At 74.1% G+C, this 15,867-nt stretch carries 12 protein-coding genes and 2 pseudogenes; 5 read left to right on the plus strand and 9 right to left on the minus strand.

All coding sequences use genetic code 11. The features are described from left to right. Positions 1–111: 111 nt before the first annotated feature. Entirely contained in the window at positions 112–858 is a 747-nt protein-coding gene (locus tag OOK41_RS04870; protein WP_266263111.1) for a hypothetical protein, read from the minus strand. 212 nt (positions 859–1,070) lie between these two features. Then, positions 1,071–3,755: pseudogene (locus OOK41_RS04875) on the minus strand (FtsK/SpoIIIE domain-containing protein); the annotation flags it as partial. Positions 3,756–4,059: 304 nt separating this feature from the next. Here OOK41_RS04875 and OOK41_RS04880 point away from each other — a divergent pair. Next, positions 4,060–4,623 (plus strand): hypothetical protein, encoded by a 564-nt coding sequence (locus tag OOK41_RS04880; RefSeq protein WP_266267732.1) that lies wholly within the window; start codon positions 4,060–4,062, stop codon positions 4,621–4,623. A 5-nt stretch (positions 4,624–4,628) separates the two neighbouring features. Here the strand turns inward: OOK41_RS04880 and OOK41_RS04885 are convergent, their stop codons facing one another. Genes OOK41_RS04885 through OOK41_RS04915 form a run of 7 tightly spaced genes read right to left on the minus strand, consistent with a single transcriptional unit; the run spans position 4,629 to position 13,051 of the window. Continuing rightward, positions 4,629–5,228 carry a hypothetical protein gene (locus OOK41_RS04885; RefSeq protein ID WP_266263112.1) on the minus strand — a complete coding sequence of 200 codons (600 nt, stop codon included), beginning with the start codon at positions 5,226–5,228 and terminating at the stop codon, positions 4,629–4,631. A gap of 13 nt (positions 5,229–5,241) precedes the next feature. After that, a complete protein-coding gene (locus tag OOK41_RS04890) occupies positions 5,242–6,393 on the minus strand; it encodes a M23 family metallopeptidase (RefSeq protein WP_266263113.1) in 1,152 nt (383 codons plus the stop codon). Next, on the minus strand, positions 6,390–6,947 hold the full coding sequence (locus OOK41_RS04895) for a hypothetical protein (protein ID WP_266263114.1): 558 nt from the start codon (positions 6,945–6,947) through the stop codon (positions 6,390–6,392). The genes OOK41_RS04890 and OOK41_RS04895 overlap by 4 nt, the downstream gene beginning before the upstream one ends. Then, positions 6,944–8,914 (minus strand): MFS transporter, encoded by a 1,971-nt coding sequence (locus OOK41_RS04900; protein WP_266263115.1) that lies wholly within the window; start codon positions 8,912–8,914, stop codon positions 6,944–6,946. The genes OOK41_RS04895 and OOK41_RS04900 overlap by 4 nt, the downstream gene beginning before the upstream one ends. A gap of 1 nt (position 8,915) precedes the next feature. Continuing rightward, positions 8,916–12,314: an ATP-binding protein gene (locus OOK41_RS04905; RefSeq protein ID WP_266263116.1), complete on the minus strand. Its 3,399-nt coding sequence runs from the start codon at positions 12,312–12,314 to the stop codon at positions 8,916–8,918. Between the two features lie 49 nt (positions 12,315–12,363). Beyond that, positions 12,364–12,726: a hypothetical protein gene (locus tag OOK41_RS04910; RefSeq protein WP_117664783.1), complete on the minus strand. Its 363-nt coding sequence runs from the start codon at positions 12,724–12,726 to the stop codon at positions 12,364–12,366. A 10-nt stretch (positions 12,727–12,736) separates the two neighbouring features. Beyond that, positions 12,737–13,051 carry a hypothetical protein gene (locus tag OOK41_RS04915; protein WP_117664784.1) on the minus strand — a complete coding sequence of 105 codons (315 nt, stop codon included), beginning with the start codon at positions 13,049–13,051 and terminating at the stop codon, positions 12,737–12,739. Positions 13,052–13,405: 354 nt separating this feature from the next. On the opposite strand from OOK41_RS04915, the gene folP reads away from it, so the two are divergent. The 4 genes and pseudogenes from folP to OOK41_RS04935 all read left to right on the plus strand — a co-directional run bounded on the left by folP (position 13,406) and on the right by OOK41_RS04935 (position 15,858). Then, the gene (gene folP / locus OOK41_RS04920) at positions 13,406–14,299 is read left to right on the plus strand and encodes a dihydropteroate synthase (RefSeq protein ID WP_117664785.1); all 894 of its coding nucleotides are present in this window, start codon (positions 13,406–13,408) and stop codon (positions 14,297–14,299) included. Then, positions 14,296–14,667 (plus strand): annotated as a pseudogene (gene folB / locus OOK41_RS04925) (dihydroneopterin aldolase); the annotation flags it as partial. The gene folP and the pseudogene folB, both read left to right, overlap by 4 nt. 104 nt (positions 14,668–14,771) lie before the next feature. Next, entirely contained in the window at positions 14,772–15,299 is a 528-nt protein-coding gene (folK, locus tag OOK41_RS04930; RefSeq protein WP_266263117.1) for a 2-amino-4-hydroxy-6-hydroxymethyldihydropteridine diphosphokinase, read from the plus strand. A gap of 19 nt (positions 15,300–15,318) precedes the next feature. Beyond that, the gene (locus OOK41_RS04935; protein WP_266263118.1) at positions 15,319–15,858 is read left to right on the plus strand and encodes a DUF3180 domain-containing protein; all 540 of its coding nucleotides are present in this window, start codon (positions 15,319–15,321) and stop codon (positions 15,856–15,858) included. The last annotated feature ends 9 nt before the right edge of the window (positions 15,859–15,867 follow it).

Here is a 15,867-nt window from a genome sequence, read left to right on the forward strand (position 1 = left end):
CAGGCGGACGACGCCGGGTCGGGCCGCACCCGACCCGGCGTCGCCGTCTCCGCCGAGGCTTCCGGGAGTGCCGATCCGTCGATCCGCCGGAGTGCCGGGGCGCCGGACGGATCAGCCGGCCAGCATCGCCAGCACGAGCCCCGCCGTGGTCGACACCGCCGGGACGAGGCAGACCAGGGCGCCCCACCGGGGGGTCCGGTCCAACCGGCCACCGGTCGCCGGATCCGGTGCCGCCCCGCCGAACAGCCGGCCGACAGCGAGCCAGCCGGCGACGAAGGCCGCCGCCGGCATCGGCACCCCGCAGACCAGCGCGACCAGGCTCGCCGGGCCGGTGCCGGCGGCCAGGAAGAGCACCACCTGGAACAGCGGTACGACCAGCGCCAACGGCCCGTACACCAGCAGGTTGCGGACCCGCGGCGGCCAGGCCGCCGGGCGGAGCGGGCCGCGCGCGGCCAGCACGCCGTCCGCCGCGTCCGCCCAGCCCCGGGCCGCCCGCAGCGCCGTCAGCACCGCCGACGGCCCACCCGCCATGCCCCGGGCCGCCTCCGTCAGCTCGGGCGGCGACGGCATCAGCACCATCGGGGGTACGCCCAGTTCCCGTAGCCGGGATCGCTGCGGTGCGAGCCGCTCGCGTACCGTGGTCAGTTCCTCCCGGGCGGCCCGGACCGCGCGGGCCTGCTCCGTCGCGGCGGTCGCCGCGTCCCGGCGCACCCCGTCGAGCTGCCGGGCCGCGGCGACGTACTCCGTCCAGGCGGTCGTGGCGTCGGCGGGCCGGGGCGGCGCGGGATCGGCACCGGACCGCTGCCTGACCGGTGCGGCAATTGCCGCACCGGCGATGCTGGTCGGCTCCAGGCTCATGCGCCCTCCCCGGTCCCCGCCGCGACGTCGGCCCTGTTGCCGGCCCCGGCCCCGCTTCCGGCTTCGTTCGCGGTGTCGGTCCCGCCTCCGGCCTTGGCCGCGGCGTCGGCCCCGCTTCCGGCCTTGGCCGCGGCGTTGGCCCCGTTTTCGGAGTCGGTCCTGTTCGCCCCAGGGCCGGTCCCGGTTCCGGGAGCGGCCTCCGCCGAGGGCTCGGCGAACGGCACCAGGAGGATGCCCCGCTCCTCCGGGCCGTCCCAGAGCACGGCCCGGTCCCTGCGGGGACGCCACTGCACCGGACGGCCGAACACCGCCGCGAGCTGGGTCCCCGGCACACCCACCGCCACGACGGCAGCGAGCTTGTCGAGCTCGTCCTCGGCCTGGACGACCGCCGTGAACGGCGGCACCGTGCGCCACCAGCCGAGCAGATGTCGGCCGAGCGGTGGGCCCTCCCGCAGCAGGGTCCGCAGCCGGTCCGGCGGCAACTCCTCCGGGGCGGGTCCGTCGAGACCGAAGACCACCAGGTAGCCAGGCTCGTCGACGTCCAGCGCGGCGAGCAGGCCCGGCAGTCCGACCCGGTCCACCCGGTGCTGGCCGGCGAGGTCGGTGGCGAGCGCATCGGCCACCCGGGCCGGATCGGCGCCGAGCGTGGCCACGATGAACCGTCCCGTGCCGGGCTGGTGGTGCGCGGCGACGCTGCGGGCCGCGGTCGCGAGCAGCGCGGCGGCCTCCGCCCCCGGGCCCAGGACGGCGATGTTGCGGCCGGCGGCCGGGCCGATCGGTACCGCCACCGTCGACCGGGACAGATCCACCGCACGGCCGAGCAGGGCGGCCGGGCCGCGGGCCCGGCCCGCGAAGGCGGCCCGGTAGCGGGGGTCGTTGCGCAGCAGCGGACGCGCCCAGCCGGCGAAGACGACCGGGGGCGCGGACCGCTCCGCCCGGCCCTCCCAGAGCCGGTGCCGCAGCTCCGCGATGCTCTCCGGAACCCCGTGCGGATCGGGGAACCGGACCATCCGCTCGTGCCCCCGGGTCGCGCCCCGGGGCCCGCCGAGCCCGCCCGCCGTGTTCACCACCGCGCTGCCCACCGGCAGGCCGGCGGCCGCGTCGTTGCTCGGCTCCAGCACCGGGCCGCCGCCGGCCAGCGCCACCCGCACCGGGAACTGCCCGAGCATCGAGTCGCGGGTCGTCGGCCCACCGGCGATCCCGAGGTCGCCCTCCCCGGCCAGGACCAGGTGGACGCCGTACGCCCGGCCCGTTCGTGCCAGGGTGTCCAACCGGGCCGCCGCCTCGGCGGCCAGCCGGTCCCGGTCGGCGAGGAGCAGCGGGAGATTGTCGATCACGCACACCACCCGGGGCAGGGACTGGTGCTCCCGCAGGGCGGTGAACCGCTGCCCGCCGGCACGCTGCCCGGCCTCCTCCCGGCGTCGGGCCTCGGCGGCCAGCTCGCCGAGGAGATCCAGGACGTACTCCCGGTCGGCGGCCATCCCCGCCGTACGGACCTGGGGCACCCAGGACCGGTCCCGCTCGGTCTGGAGGAACTCCGCGAACGACTCACCGTCGCCGAGGTCCGCCAGGTGCAGGACCAGCTCGTCCGGGCCGTACCGGGCGGAGAGACCGAGCAGCACGTTGGTGAGGAAGGCGGCCCGGCCTGCGGCGGATCGACCGCTGACCAGCCAGTGGGGCGTCAGCTCGGTGAAGCCGACAGTGACCGGCCGGCCGCCGGCGTCCCCGACCGTGGTGGCGATCCCGTCCGCCGAGCTGGCCGCCCACAGTGGCTCGTCCGGGTCGGGCAGCAGGTCGGCCAGGCTGAGCCGGGAGCCGGCCTCCACCTCCTCGGCGAGCCGCCGGCAGACGTCATCGACCAGTTCCGGGGGCGGATCGTCGTCGACGAAGACGGGCGAGTTGAGCCCCCCGGGCGGCTCCGCGCCCGGCCCGGCGAACGAGGTGCTGGGCGGGTCGCCCAACAGCGCGTACGCGTTGCGCACGGACAGCGGGGTGGCCTGCGGCAGGGGGGCGCGGGTCGCGTACGGGCCGGCCGGGGGCCAGCCCGCCACCACGAGGTGCAGCCCGGCGGCAGGGCCCTGCTCGGCCAGCGCCTCGATTCGGCCGAGGTCCGTCGGCCCGGTCAGCTCGGGTAGCGCGGCGACGACCAGCAGCAGCGTGCGGTCGTGGTGGCGGGGTCGGCCGGTGCCCGGAGCCACCCACTGTTCCGCCTCGGTGAGCACCGCCCGCAGCCCGGCGACGTCCACCGCCGGCGGAGGCAGTAGCCCGGCGTCCGCGAGCGCCGCGAACGGCGCGAACGTGCCCGGGGGCGCTGCGGCCGGTCCGGCGCCGCCGTCCGCGCCGGTGCGCAGCGCGTCGCTGGTGCGGGTGTCGACGGTACGGAGCGCATCGCCGGTGCGGGTGTCGGCGGCACGGAGCGCGTCGCCGGCACGGGGCGCATCGGCGGTGGGGACCGCGTCGACCGCGCGGACCAGCAGGCAGCCGGCCGGCGTCGCGGCGAGCAGCCGCAGCAGGACCGCCCGGAGCAGCCCGGCCACCCGCGGGTCACGGGCGTCGGTGTCGATCGCCAGGTGTCCGGTGCCGAGCAGCGGCACCAGCGCGGGGAAGCGTGCGTCCTCCAGCGGGGCGGCGGCACCGACCCGGACGAACGCCGGTGGCGCCTCGCCCGAGGGCGTCTCCGCGGCGACCGCCTCCAGTGGTGCCCCCGCCCAGCCGGGCGCCAGCAGGGCCGCCGCGCTGCGGAGTCGGTCCGCCAGCTCGTACTGCCGGCGCTGGTCGGCCGGCGCGGGCCGGGTCTCGTCCAGGACGCCGGCCGCCGCAGCGGCCGTCGCCTCCGCCCTCCGGTACAGGGCAGCGGCGCGGTTGGTGCGTGTCCTCGGACCGACCACCGCGTCCACCCCTCTTCCCGAGGCTGGCAACCCCTCCCCGCGCAGTGACCGTATCCCAGGTCCGCGCCCTCCTCCGGGATGCGCCCCGGCGGTGCGTCCACGTGCCAGGTGATTACCGGCACGGCACTTCCCGGTGATGCGGGACGGTTCCTCGCCCGAGGGCTGACCGGTCCCTCATCCCGGGCGCGGCCACGCCCCCGTGCCCCGGCAATCGGGCGCAGCGGACCGGGTCGGTCGTGTCCCGGTCACGATCGGTGGCATCCGGGGCATTGGGTACGAGGCGTCCAGCCGATAGCCTCAAGGGGTGGAATCAGTGCAGCCCTCCGCCGGTTCCCAGGTCTCCCGCGTACCGGCGCAGCGGACCCCGCCGGAGCAACTGGCACCCCCGTCCGGGATGCCGGCGCCGGCCCGCCCGCCGCGTCGGTTGCGCACCATCCTCACCGTGGTCGCCGGAGTGGTCGGCCTGCTCCTGCTCGGTGGCGTGGCGACCGCCTTCGTCCTGTACCAACGTGCCACCACCCCGGACCGCAGCGCACCCGACGTCGTGGTCGACAACTACCTACGCGCATTCCTGGTGGACCGTAACGACGTCAGGGCCGAACAGTTCACATGTTCCGCCAACCCTCCCCAACTGAACGGGCTACGCGCACTACGCGATGACCTTGCCGCGCGAGAAAAGCGCTTCGCCACGACGATCTCGGTGAGCTGGGGCAGACTGGACGTCCAGAACCAAGGCGATACGGCTCAGGTGAGCGTTGATCTGATCATGTCTGCCCACGTGGACGGAATCTCACAAAGCGATCGCCAGCCGTGGCAGTTCGGTGTCAGGCGTGACGATGAAGGCTGGAAGGTGTGTGACGGGGCTTTCTCTGGCTGAGTTCATTACTCGACCCAGAGCAGGTGGACTGGGACCTCCAGGGTTGTCGGGGCCTGCCCCCGCCAGGCCCAGCGGTACCATTCCAACTCGGGAGTGACCCGAACGCAGATGTCCCCGTCCGTGCCCGAGTAGGTCTCGGTCACCGCACGTAGGTCCCGTTGCTCGCCGGTGTCCGTGGCGTGCACGATCCGGCGTCCGGCGACGGCGCCAGCCTCGAACACAGGGGTCGGGGCACGGTGGGTCGGCGCGTCCAGGGACACCAGGTGGGCGTCGGATCCCTGAGACGCTCCGCCGCCCTGCCGGGTCCCGACGGTCTCCACCCAGACCCGCTCGACCGGCACGAGTGGGGCGAACACCTCGACCTGCTCGGACTCGGCGCGGTACCACTCCTGCTCCGAAATGACCGGTACGTATGTGCGGCTGTTCTGTACCACCCGCTCGTCGGCGCGCAGGTCGCCGCGCCAACCGAGGCCCGGTAGTCCGATCAGGACCCGCCGGCCGCGCAGGTCGACCCGGGTGGTCGCGGGCACGATCTCGATCGGACGGGGGGGCAGCGGAGCCCAGTCGGGCTGGTCGGCGAAGGGGTCGGGGAAAGGCCCGGTCATGTGTCCCGGGGCCTCACGCCTTGCCGTTCAACGGCGCGCCCCGGTCCCGCATGAACGGCACCGGGTTGACGGCACCACGGCTGGAACGGTCCCCGTCGAGGTGCACCTCGAAGTGCAGGTGTGGCCCGGAGGAGTTGCCGCTGGTGCCGACCTCTCCGATCACCTCGCCGGCCTTCACGAGTTGACCGGGCACGACCCGGGGCTTGACGATCATGTGGCAGTACCGGGTGATGTAGCCGCCGGCGTGCAGCACGTCGACGAACCAGCCGCATCCACCCTTGCCTGGCCAACCGTCCACGTCGCAGCTCCGCCGGCCGCCGTGGTCGGGGTCGCAGTGGGCTATCAGGACCCGACCCGTGGCGGCGACACGGATCAGGGTGTGCTTCGGCGCGGCGATGTCCACACCGTTGTGACTGGGGCGACTCGCGGTCCGGAACCCGGACCCGACTCCACCGGGGATCGGCGCGGTCCAGCCCGAGGCGGCGATCTGGCCCCGCGTGGCCGCGTTGCAGATGCTCTTCTCTGCCACCCGCACCGTGCGGGCCGCGCCTCCGGCGAGCGCGTCCACGATCTTGCTGGCCAGTTCCTCGTGCTTGGCGTAGGCGTCGGGGAAGGCGCTGACCTGTACCCGCTGGGCGGCCCGGGTGAGCGCCATCTGCTCCCAGCCCGGGACCTTGACCAGCTTCTCGTAGAACTTCCGCGACGAGTAGGCCGGGTCCTGCAACTGCTGGGGGGAGCCCCAGCCCTGGCTGGGGCGTTGCTGGAAGAGGCCCACCGAATCGTGGTCGTTGCGGCTGCCGAGGTGCGGAAGGTTGCGCAGACCGGACTCCTGCATGGCGGTGGCGACCGCCACGACCCAACCGCGGGGCGAGACCTTCATGTCGGAGCCGACCTTGATGATGACCGCGGCATTGCGGATCTGGCTGTCGCCGTACTGGGCGAACCGCGGCATCTTCCCGGATACGTTGACCTGGTGCGTCCGTCCGCACCCGGACCGGGTCTCGGGCGAGGAATCGTCCCCACTCCCGCTCAGCTCGGTAAGGAAGAACGCCGCCGAGCCGCCGGTGCAGCAGAGCAGCGTGAGGGCTGCGGTCAGCGCGGCGGCCAGGGCGCCGACGCGCAGCTGCCGGCGGCGCGGGGTTCCGCCTTCGATGTGATCGCTCATGTCCGCTCCCAGTCCACGGCGTCGACCAGCCACTGCCCGTCCGGGGCCACGAGTTCCAGCCGCAGCCGCCCCGTGTCGAGTGGCACCAGCACTTCGACGAAGCTCTCCGTCCGGGGCCGGAGGCTCGACTCCCCGGTCGTTCGTTCCGCCGGGACCCCCGCCGGGTCGGCCCCGGCGAGTTCCTCGGTCAGTTCCGGCGTGGAGAGCGGGCGCAGGGCGGCATGCCAATCGTCGGCGCCGCCGCCGCGACCACCGAGCCAGGCGGCGGTGAACCTGTCCGCGATCTGCTCAGGCGTTGGTGTTCCGGGACGGGTCACCGGTGACGGGTGCGTGGTGCTCCCGACCACGCCGTCGTCACCGGCGGTCGGGTCGACGGTGGTGATGGGCTCACTCGGTCGGTTGCTCAGCCCCGTCGTCGGGCCGGCTGAACCGGAGAACAGCTGGGCGGCTCCGAGCACGCCGACCACGAGGACGCCGATGGCCAACGCGATGCCCAGCCGGGACCGCAGCGCCCTCGTGAACAGAAACTCGATCGCCCGTCGCACCACCCTCACCGCGCCTCGGTGCGGATCCGCGGCGCGGTGGGCCGCGGTGTCGCCGGCTCGGTGGCACCGGGACGGTAGATGACGAAGGACGGGTTCTCCTCGGGGACGTCCGGCTCGGTCCAGGTCGCCGGCTGGCTCCTCCGAGGCCGGGGCGCGGCGGGACGCGCGGTGCCCCGCTGCTCGGGCGAGGTGGCCTCGTCAGGGTGATCGCGGCCGTCCGGTCGCTGCGGCTCGGTGGCCTTGCCGATGCCGATGCTGGTGCCAGTGGCGACCGTGGCCTGGCTCGGGTCCTCGTGCCGGGCCTCCGGCCGGAGGGTGCTTGGCTGCAGCCCCACGCCTCGGCGGCGCGCCAGGGCCGGCTCGGTAGTGCCACCCGGCTCCGCCACGTCCAGTCGAGCAGCGGTACGCATGTCCCGGAAGAACCGCCGGTGCCAGGAGCCGGCCGAGCTGACCGCCTCGCTGCTGTCCTTGCCACCGAGCTGGGTGATCCGCCGGTACGGGCGCAGCAACAGCCAGCCGACCACCCCGCAGAGCCAGACCAGTACCACCTGAAGCCAGCCGGGCAGGGTGGCGGTGCTCATGATCAGGTCCACGGCGAAGAGGTAGATGGCGGCCCCGGTGCCGAAGATGGCGATGTTGAACACCGCGGCGACGACGGCGTTGGCCAGCCGCCGCAGCCCGGCGCTGGCCGGACGCATCAGGCCGACGGTGCCCAGGATCGGGGCTGCGATCACCGCCCATCGGAAGATGAGGAAGCCCAGCAGGACCAGCAGCGAGGCGGTGAGGTCGAACATCGCGAAGAGCAGCGCGGCGAGCACGGCGATGAAGCCGGAACCGACCCGGTCCATGTCCCGGACGCCTTGGAGGTACTCGTACGCCTCCGGGTCCTCGTCCCTGATCTGCTGCGCGACCCGCGCCCACTGCTGCTGCTTGGCGTCGATGGTCGCCTCACGCGTCTTCGGGTTTGCCCGGAGCTTCTCCGCCTCCTCCCAGGAGATCGACTTCGCGTCGTAGAGCGCCGGGCCGTACTTCTTGGCCGTCTCGCTGTCAGCCGAGCCGAGCACACCGCGCAGCCAGTTCCGGTAGAGCATCGATTCGGTGGCGGTGTCGCTGGCCCGGACCGCAGGGGGGCGCTTGTCGATGCAGGCATCAGGATTCGGCAGAGCGCATTTGTCCGCAGGAATGTCTCTGGTCGCAGGTCCGACCGCGTCGTGGACGACGCCGAGGGTGGTGACGAGTGTGCCGTCGGCGATGTTCGCCGACTTGACCGGCCAGGCGGCCAGAGCCGTCACCGCCACCATCACCAGCAGGGCCCAGCCCGCGGTGGTCATGGCGTTGCTCATGTCCGACTGGCGGGAACGCCAGAGCAGGTAGAGGCCCACCACGCACAGCGTGACGATGCCGAAGACGCTGAACACCTTCTGGTAGACGGCCTTGGTGGCCTGCTCGACCAGCGGGTCGGCCCAACCCCACATCGACCGTGGGTCCCAGGCCCGCTCCCGCAGCGCGTTCGAGCCCCCGATGATGGCGGTGGCGATCATGAACTCGCCGTTCGCCACCGTGGTGGTGAACTTGTAGTCCGGGTGGATGACCGAGGACGCGCAGCCGCCCGGGATGTCGTACGTCGGGTAGCTGTACCCCGCGTACCCGTAGTCGCTGTAGAGGCCCTTGGGGCCGGGCAGCTTGGCGGAGTCCGGACGGGCGGCGAACCAGCCGGCGAGCCCGGAGTCGGGCGCTGCGGGGACCGGGGCGTTGCGGCACTTGACCTGGTCCTTGCTGACCTCGGTCAGCTTGCCGACGCAGGCGCGGAAGTTGGCCTGCCACTCCTGGGTGGTGCACAGATCCGCCCGGGCCTGGGCCGTCGGCGGGGCGGCGTACGCCGGGCCGCCACCCACCACCGGCCAGGCGACGGTGGCCCCGGCGAGTACGCCGAGCGCGAGCAGGAACGCCGCTATCCGGGCCCGCACCCTCGCCATGTCACGCCTCCAGGTCCGGGAGATTGGTCGGCAGCTGCCCGGCTGCCGCGGCGACCGCGGCGGGGGTGGTGTCCAGGTGGTCCAGCAGCCCGTCGACGTACGACACGTCCACCCGGACCTTCTGCACCCGCCCGTCGACGTCGCGCATGACGAACTCGCGGAAGCCGAGCCGGGCGGCCGAGGTGGCGTCCGCGGTCGACAGCGAGGCCAGTGTCGCCTCGTACCCGTCGTTGACCGGGACGCGGAGCAGCCGCAGCGCCTCGGAGGCGATCTCGGTGTCCTCGGCGATCCGGCCGACGAAGACGGTGGAGACCAGGTTCTGCACGTCGAGGCCGAGGATGTCCCGAGGGTTCTGCGAGGCGACCAGGGCGGAGAGGTTCCACTTGCGGGAGTCGCGGGCGAGTCGGACCAGGAAGGACCGGCCGGAGCGCCAACCCTCCATGAAGTGCGCCTCGTCTAGGCCGACCAGCTTCCGGGACGACATCGAACCGCCGTAGCAGCGGCGCACCGCCAGTCGGTGGGCGGTGTGCAGCATGGGCAGCGCGAGGGCCTCCTCGGCAGACCAGTACTCCCGTTCGATCTTGAGGTCGGGGAGCCGCAGCCCGGCCATGGTGATCACGGTGAGGGCCGCGTCGGCGCCGAGCAGCCCCTCCGGCGGGCGGCCGAAGAAGAGCATGGCCAGCGGCATCTCGGCCGTGTCCAGCAGCAGGTTGGCCAGTTCCTTGCCGGCGTCGTCGTCGAGCTGACCCAGGCAGGCGACCACGTCGTCCAGGGTGGACGTCTCCTCGGCCGGCACCTGGCGCACGGCGTGCCGGAACAGGGTGGCGGTGGAGGCCTCCCGGGCCACCTGCGGCGGCACCAGCATCATGCAGATGTCCTGCACCAGCATGCGCCGCTCGGCGCGGGCGTTGGAGATCGCGATCTCGAACTCCCGGTCGCCGGTCGCGCCGGCGGTGAACTCGCTGCGCAGCGGCGTCGGGATGAGCGCGTACGGTGCCAGCGTCCCCTGCTCGGAACCGGTGAGGTTGAGCACCCGCGAGTACGGCCGCAGCTCCGGCATGTTGCACAGTCGGGCCAGCGGCCCGGACGGGTCGAGCAGGGTCACCTGCACCCCGCGCCGGGCGGCGAGGTAGCCCAGCGCACCGAGCAGGGTCGACTTGCCACCCCCCGGCTCGGCGACGAAGACCGCGAGCCCGGAGCGTTCCCGCACCTCCATCGGGAAGTGCAGGTCGAGGAAGACCGGCCGGCGGCAGGTGCCGGCGGTCCGCCCGATCAGGTCGCCCCGCCGGTCGCCCACCGTCGAGGCGGCCTGTGGCAGCGCGGCGGCCAGCAGGTTGACCGGCATCCGGCGGACGTAGCCGGTGTTGGCAATGGGCTCGCCGGGGATGAACTCCCGGGCCAGCCAGTCCTGGTTCTTCGGGTGTTGCAGGGAGACGCGCAGCTCCCGGGAGTAGAGCTGGATCAGCCGGCGGGCCCGCTCCAGGCACTCCTCCCGGGTCCGCCCGCCGACGGCGATCCGGTGCCAGCCGTGCGCCCGGGCCGAGTCGACCGGCAGTCCGGTGGTCATCTCGTCGCCGATCACCAGCGCCCGCTTGGCCAGCCGCTCCAGCTCGGGCGGGGCGTCGATGCCGTGCTCGGCGTAGTCGAGTTGCTGGGAGCGGATCATCCGCAGCCGGTGCTCGAGGTTGCGGAACGAGTCACCGGAGCCGAGGATGTCGACCCGGGTGGAGATCTCCATCGGCCAGGGCAGCCGCTCGTGGAAGTGCAGCCAGGGCTCGTGCCGCTCGGGGATCTCCAGCGGCTCCATCCGGCCGACCGCCAGCACGGCCACGTGCCGCTCCTCGCCGGTCATCCGGTTGACCAGCTTCACCGTCGACCCGTACGGCGTGCGGTACCGCTCGACCTGCTCGGTGAGGGCGAGCAGGTCTCCGCGCTCCCACCGGCCGTTGGTGATCGGGGAGAGGGTGCCGGGCGGGGCCATGCACAGCGCGACCGAGCGGTAGAGCAGCCACTCCAGCTCCTGCGCGGTCACCCGCCGCCCGCGCATGCCGAACGCGCCCAGCACCTCGTCGAACTGTTCGACGGTGCGGCCGAGCTTGCGGCGCTCGCCCTCGGCGACGCCCCGGCCGAACGTGCGCAGCAGCCGCTCGGTGAGCGAGTCGCCGAGCGAGCGCCGGGCGAAGGTGACGCCGAGGTACGTCTGCCCCTCGGCGTGGTTGACCGAGAGCAGGTGCCGCTGGGCCGCCACCAGGTGGTCGCCCCAGCCGGCGGTGCCCGGCACGTCGGGCAGCGGGGCCGAGGTGTGCGCGTCGATGGTGCGGGCCCACTCGTCGGCCGGGAAGGGCCGGGTGGTGCGGCGCAGGTGCAGCCGGAAGCCGGCGAGCCCGGCGTACTGCTCGGAGATCGCGGCGAGCAGCGCCTCCCGCTCGGCGTCCGGCCGGAACGCCCACCGCACCTCGGGCAGCCAGTACCAGGCGGTGACGGTGTTGGGGGTGAAGGTCAGGTGGCCGGCGATCTCGGTGATGGCCAGCTCGACCGACGGGTCCCGGTCCCCGAACTTGATCTTCGGTGGCCGGACCGGCTTGGCCTGCTTGGCCGGTTTCGCGGCCTTCCCGGCCTTCTCGGGCCGGGCCGGCTTGCCGCGCCGGTCGACCGCGCGCTGGCGGGGCGGCACGGCCTCCCGGTCGGCCGGTGCCGGCTCGGGCCCGCGGCGGGTCGCCCGCTCCGGTTCCCGGTGCGGCTCGGCCCGGTGTGGTTCGGGGACCCGGTGCGGGGGCCGCTCGGGCTCCCGGGGGGCGGGCGGCGCGACGTCGCGCCAGCCGTACGTCTCGTCGTCGGGGTCGGCGACCCGGGCGGCCGGGGGCGGCGGCAGGTCGGGCTCTGCGGCGGGACGGACCGCCGGGAGCCGGTCCACCGGCTGCTGGGGGACCCGGGCCCGGTTCTGCGGGGCCGGGGCCGGTGCGGGGGCGCGCTCGACGGGCGAGGGAGACCGCTCGACGGGGGCCGGCTGCACCTCCGGGCGGGCGGGCGGCGGCCCGGCGACCGGCTGTTGGTGGGGGATCGCGGGGAGGTCCCGGCCGGTCGGTCGGGCCGGCGCGGGCAGCGCGGGCCGGGCCGATCCCGAGAGTGCGCCGCCGAACAGGTCGAGGAACGGCGAGTCGATGTCGGCGTTGTCGGCGACCATCGGCGCGGGCGGCTCCGGCGCGACCGGGCGCCCCGGGGCGGGACGCGGCGCCTGGAAGACCCCGACCCGGCCGTGACCGGGCGTGGTGGCGAGCGCCGGGTCGAGGGCGACCTCGTCCAGCTCCTCGTCCAACGGGTAGTTGAACGAGCGCGCACGGTTACCGTGTGGAGCGGTGTGACGTCCTGCCGGGGAACCCGGCGTGGAAGGGTGGCTCATGCCACCGCCTCACCCGCGTGCTGCGACCGCCCGATCGGCGTACGCCCGGTCATGCCAGTTCCTCCCGGATCCTGATCCGGCTCGCCACCATGCGCGGGTCGCGCTGCTCGACGGCCGGTTCCCGGGTACGTCGCCAGTCGGTCAGCGCGGTGCGGATCACCATGCGCGCGGGCCGGTCGGGGTCGACGTACCGGAAGATGAACGAGGTGCTCACGATGGCGAGGGCGATCTCCCAGGCCGGGAAGAGTTCGACCCGCAGCGTGAACAGCCAGTGGATGAACATGTAGAGGGGTACGAGCAGCATGAACAGGCCGTACTGGGCGTACGGCAGGTGGACGGGCAGGGTGTAGCCGGGCGGCCCGAGGTAGACCAGGCGGGCCCGGTAGATGTCGTCGTCGGTGCGCAGCCGCATCTGCCCGCGCCTATTCGAAGATCAGGTCGATCAGGTAGTCACCGACGAAGAAGAGTGTTGCCGCCCCGGCGATGAAGGCCAGCCCGACGATCGCGATGGCGGAACTGGTCAGCACCTTGGAGATCTCGCCGCGGCTGGCCCGGCCGATGAAGATGACGCCGAGCACGGCCAGCAGGATCGGAGCGATCTTGCTGGCGAAGAAGGTGACGATGTTGTTGGTGTCGATGCCCTTGGGCGCCGGCTCGGCGAGTGGAGTCGACGCCAGGGTGTGGAGCACGTGGCTGACGGCGGACGACGTCGTCTCCATGAGCTCGGTGGCGATCACTGGAACCTCCCCATGTCGCGGCCGGCGGAGCCGCGGCGGTGCAGTAGGCAAGCCTGGCGGGATGGTGCTCACTCGGCGCAGCGTCGGCGACCCTGCGTCCTTTGCCCACCACGGAGGGTGGTGAGCTTTGGGGGGATTTTTCCCGCTTTGGCCCTCCCTCCAGGCTTCGCCGTCTCGCTGCTGGGCAATTCCAAAGGGTACGGGCCGCCCCCCTTTGCGACAAGCCGCGAAGAGTCGACCCGGAACGACCCGGACGCCCGATCGTACACCTGTTCCAATCCGCTCGTCAGGGGCGGTGCCGGCGCGGTCGACCGGGCCGCCGGGGGCCGCCGGAGCGACCGGTACCGTGCAGTCGTGACCGATCTGGTGCGGGCGCAGGTCCCGGTGGTGATGGGCGTCCTCAACGTCACGCCCGACTCCTTCTCCGACGGCGGCCGATACGCCGATCTCGACGCCGCCGTCGCACACGGTGTGCGACTCGCGGCGGACGGTGCGCACCTGGTGGACGTCGGGGGCGAGTCGACCCGCCCCGGTGCCGATCGGGTGGACGCCGGGACCGAGGCGGCCCGGGTGGTGCCGGTGATCCGACAGCTCGCCGTCGCCGGCGTCCCGGTCAGCATCGACACCAGCCGGGCCCGGGTCGCCGAGGCGGCGCTCTCGGCGGGGGCCCTGGTGGTCAACGACGTCTCCGGCGGCCTGGCCGACCCCGACATGGCGCGGGTGGTCCGCGACGCCGGCTGTCCCTGGGTGCTGATGCACTGGCGGGGGCACTCCCGGGGGATGCGCGACCTGGCCCACTACACCGACGTGGTGACCGACGTCCGGACCGAGCTGGCCCAGCGGGTCGACGCGGCGCTGGCCGCCGGGGTGGCGGCCGACCGGATCGTCGTCGACCCGGGCCTCGGTTTCGCCAAGACCGCCGAGCACAACTGGCAGCTCACCGCCCGCCTGCCCGAGCTGCTGGCGCTCGGCTTCCCGCTGCTGTTCGGGGCCAGCCGCAAGTCGTACCTGGGCCGGCTGCTCGCCGACGCCGACGGCGTCCCCCGGCCGACCGCCGGGCGGGAGGCGGCCACCGCGGCCACCAGCCTGCTCGCGGTGGCGGCGGGCGCCTGGGGGGTACGCGTGCACGACGTGCTCGGCACCGTCGACGCGCTGGCCGTCTGGCGGGCGGCCGGTCGCCCCCGCCTCGTGGCCGACCGGGCCGGCGGGGAGCGGGCCGACGGAATCCAACCGGAGGGGGACCGGTGAGCGACCGGAGCACGGAGCACGACCGGATCACGCTGACCGGCCTGCGGGCGCACGGGCGGCACGGCGTCTACGACTTCGAGCGGGAGCGGGGGCAGGACTTCGTCGTCGACGCCGTCCTCGAACTGGACCTCGCGCCGGCCGCCCGCTCCGACGACGTGACCGACACGGTGCACTACGGCGAGTTGGCCGACCGGCTGGTGGCGGTGCTCACCGGGGAGCCGGTCAACCTGATCGAGACGCTCGCCGACCGGCTCCTCGCGATCTGCCTGACCGACCCCCGGGTGCTCCGGGCGACGGTGACCGTGCACAAGCCCGAGGCCCCGGTCCCGCACGCCTTCACCGACGTCGCGGTGACCATGACCCGGACCCGTCCCGGAGCACCGCCCCGCACGCCCGGCGGCGGTCCGGCGCCGACGCGGCAACCACCACGACCGCAACCGGGATCCCCGACCGTCGGGAACGGGGGTGCGGCGTGACCCGCGCCCTGCTCTCCCTCGGCAGCAACCTCGGCGACCGGCTGGCCCACCTGCGCTCGGCCGTGGACACCCTAGGCGAGGCGGTGCTGCTGGTCTCCGGCGTCTACGAGACCCCGCCGTGGGGCGACGCGGACCAGCCGGCGTACCTCAACGCGGTGGCGCTGGTCGAGGACCCGGCGGCAGCCCCGCAGGACTGGCTGGCGCGGGCCCGGGCCGCCGAGCGGCGGGCCGGCCGCGAGCGCGACCCGCAGCGCCGGTTCGGGCCGCGCACGCTGGACGTCGACGTGGTCGCGGTGTGGGACGACGCGGGCGAACCGGTGCTCAGCGACGACCCCGAGGTGACCCTGCCGCACCCCCGGGCCCACCTGCGGGCGTTCGTGCTGCGGCCGTGGATCGACATCCAGCCGTACGGGCGGCTGCCCGGGCACGGTTGGCTGACCGATCTGCTGAACGCCGAACCGGTGGCCGGTGACGCCCTGGAACTGAGCCCCCGGCCGGATCTGGCGTTAGAGTCGTCGACATGAGCCAGTGGAGCCGGCCGGCATGACCCAGGCGCAATCCCCGCCCCCGCGCGGGACGGACCCCGACCGGTCCAGGATGGGCCCCACCCGCATCTCCACCCTGGTCGTCGCCGGCCTGGCCGCCGCGGCGGTGGCCTGGCTGCTGATCAGCAGCCTCTACTACAGCGGCATTCCCCGGCTGCCCTGGCTGCCGGTGGTCACGCTGGCCGGGCTGGCGGTGCTGGAGGCGTACGCGACGGTCAACACCCGGGGCCGGCTCGAGCGCAAGCCGGGCCGCGAGCCGGTCAACCCGCTGCTGGTGGCCCGGTTCGTGGTGCTGGCCAAGGCGTCCGCCCTGGCCGGCGCGATCTTCACCGGCTTCTACGCCGGGCTGACCGGGTGGCTCTTCGTGGAGCGCACCCGGGCCGCCACCGAGGACCGCCCGGCCGCCGGGGCCGGGCTGCTCGCCTCGCTCGCGCTGGTGGCCGCCGCGCTCTGGCTGGAGCGGGCCTGCCGGGTGCCGGAGCGGCCGGAGGACGAGCGCGACGCCGACCACCGGGAGCGCCGCCCGGGCCAGCGCTGAGCGCGGGGG

The organism is Micromonospora sp. NBC_01655, from assembly GCF_026339755.1.
Taxonomy (GTDB): Bacteria; Actinomycetota; Actinomycetes; order Mycobacteriales; family Micromonosporaceae; genus Micromonospora.

What these genes read in the sequence shown, in the direction of transcription:
- OOK41_RS04935 (WP_266263118.1), top strand. Translation starts at nt 15,319, where the DNA reads ATGACCCAGGCGCAATCCCCGCCCCCGCGCGGGACGGACCCCGACCGG.
- OOK41_RS04890 (WP_266263113.1), bottom strand. Translation starts at nt 6,393, where the DNA reads ATGAGCGATCACATCGAAGGCGGAACCCCGCGCCGCCGGCAGCTGCGC.
- OOK41_RS04900 (WP_266263115.1), bottom strand. Translation starts at nt 8,914, where the DNA reads ATGGCGAGGGTGCGGGCCCGGATAGCGGCGTTCCTGCTCGCGCTCGGC.
- OOK41_RS04885 (WP_266263112.1), bottom strand. Translation starts at nt 5,228, where the DNA reads ATGACCGGGCCTTTCCCCGACCCCTTCGCCGACCAGCCCGACTGGGCT.
- OOK41_RS04910 (WP_117664783.1), bottom strand. Translation starts at nt 12,726, where the DNA reads ATGCGGCTGCGCACCGACGACGACATCTACCGGGCCCGCCTGGTCTAC.
- OOK41_RS04905 (WP_266263116.1), bottom strand. Translation starts at nt 12,314, where the DNA reads ATGAGCCACCCTTCCACGCCGGGTTCCCCGGCAGGACGTCACACCGCT.
- OOK41_RS04870 (WP_266263111.1), bottom strand. Translation starts at nt 858, where the DNA reads ATGAGCCTGGAGCCGACCAGCATCGCCGGTGCGGCAATTGCCGCACCG.